The sequence below is a fragment of the Kitasatospora sp. NPDC059817 genome, from assembly GCF_042731835.1.
Classification (GTDB): domain Bacteria; phylum Actinomycetota; class Actinomycetes; order Streptomycetales; family Streptomycetaceae; genus Kitasatospora.
Genome location: NZ_JBHWIR010000013.1, coordinates 57,182 through 59,127, shown reverse-complemented (window position 1 = coordinate 59,127; position 1,946 = coordinate 57,182). Strand labels below are relative to the sequence as shown.

1 protein-coding gene is annotated in these 1,946 nt (G+C 78.5%); it reads right to left on the bottom strand.

Annotated elements, in window-relative coordinates; genetic code table 11:
- Positions 1-55 precede the first annotated feature (55 nt).
- Positions 56-1,660 carry a DoxX family membrane protein gene (locus ACFV61_RS05010; RefSeq protein ID WP_380490161.1) on the bottom strand — a complete coding sequence of 535 codons (1,605 nt, stop codon included), beginning with the start codon at positions 1,658-1,660 and terminating at the stop codon, positions 56-58.
- Positions 1,661-1,946 lie beyond the last annotated feature (286 nt).

Genomic DNA, 1,946 nt, shown 5'->3' with positions numbered 1-1,946 from the left:
GGGGCGGGGGCGCCCCCCCGCGCCCCCCCCCCCCCCCCCCCGCGTCCGCGGGCCGTCAGGTGGCCGTGGGCGCCCCCGGACGGGAGGAGCGGGCGCCGCCGGACAGGTCGGCGAGCGGGCCGCTGCCCAGCACCCCGCCGAGCAGCCCGGGGCTCGCCCCGGAGCTCGGGCTGGGCTTGGACGCCGCCCCCGTTCCGGCGGGGGGCGGGGTGCTGCGCTGGGCGGGCGAGGAACCGGCCGACGGCGCGGCGGCGGACGGCGCGGCGGCGGACGGGGTCGTGCCGGCCCCGGTCTCCGCCTTGGCGGAGTGCCCCTTGCCGCTCGGCGTCGGGCTGCCCGGGCGGGTGGCCGGGGCGGAGGAGGGCGGGGTGGTCGGGCCCGGTGTGGGGGCGGCCGGGCGCGGGGCGGGCGAGGGCGAGGGCGAGGTGGACGAGCCCTGGCCGCCCGGGGTGCCGGTCGGGGCGCCGCTGGGCCAGACCGGCGTGCCGTAGTCGGTGGCCGGACGGGCCGGCGCCTGGTGCGTCCGGGCCCCGGTGCGCACCGCCGCGCCGAGCATCGAGCCGAGCAGCAGGGTCGCCCCGACCACGACCGTGGTGACCACCGTGCCGCGGCGCAGCACCCGGCGGCGCAGCGCGGCGGGCGCGTCGGCGCCGTAGCGCCGCCAGGCCTCCAGGTTGAGCCGCCCGTCCAGGGAGGCGAACGGCGCTCCGGCGATCAGCAGCGGGCTCCAGGCCGCCAGGAAGATCAGGTCGGGGGTGTCGTAGACCGGTACGGCCCGCCAGCTGACGGTGAACAGCAGCGCGGCGGAGAGGAGCATCGCCGCTCCGGCCGCGAGCCGCTGCCAGAGGCCGAGGACGGTCAGCACGCCGACCACGACCTGGGTGAACGACACCACCAGGCCGGCACCGACCGGGTGCGCCATGGCGAAGGCCAGCAGCGGTTCGGCGACCTTCCAGGGGTGCAGCGAGGCGAGCCAGCGCATCATCGAGCCGCGCTCGCCGCCGTCGAAGTAGACCGGGTCGCAGAGCTTGCTGAACCCGGCGTAGACGGACAGCGAGCCGAGGACGGCGCGCAGCGGCAGCAGGACCAGGCCGAGGTCGACCCGGCGGCCGGGGTACCAGGGCGGCTTGCCCTCGGCGGCCGTAGCGGAGACCTCGGGCAGCTCGCCGCTCGGGGTCCAGCCCTGCGGTGCGCCGACCGGGCCGATGCCCGCGTCGGTGGCGGTGCCGGCTCCCTCCCGCGGCTGGCGCGGGACGGTCCGGGCGCCCGAGTAGGACGGGATCACCCGAGTGTCCGACATGCCCGGGCCGCCGCCGTCGGGCCCGGAGCCGGTGAGCCGGACGGCGTCCAGCAGCTGGGTGGCCGCGAGGTCCCCGGGGGGCGCCTGCCCGGTCCAGGTGACGGCGGTGACCCGGCCCTTGCGGCGCGGCGCACCGCCCCCGGCGGCCCCCGCGAGCGCCGGGACGGCGGAGGCGGGCACGACGACCTGCGGGGTGACCAGCGGACGGCGGATCAGGCCCTGGTTGGCGTACGGGTCGCCGAACGCGGCGCCGGTGGACAGCAGTCCGGCCGGGGCCTCGATCAGCGGCGCCACCGGGGCGCCGAGCCGGAGCCGGAAGCTCGCCTGGGTGATGCTGAGGCGCGCGGGGTCGGACGGCACCTTGACCGTGTCAAGGCCGGGGCCCGCGTCTATCCCGGTGCTGCCGCCGCCGAACAGGGGGCGCCGAGGTGTTCTGGTGTCCACGCCCGTCTAACCGGGTGACCACCGCTTAGGACACTCTCCCGAGTGGATGTCCGGCGCATACTTGAAATGATCATGAGAAAAGCCGGGGGGGGGGGGGGGGGGCCGCGCGGGGGGGTAAGTGTGGTTGGGTTTTTAAGATAATAATAGCTAGCCCCCCCCCCCCCCCGCGGCGCCGGGGGGGGGCCCGCGCCGCGCCGGCGCG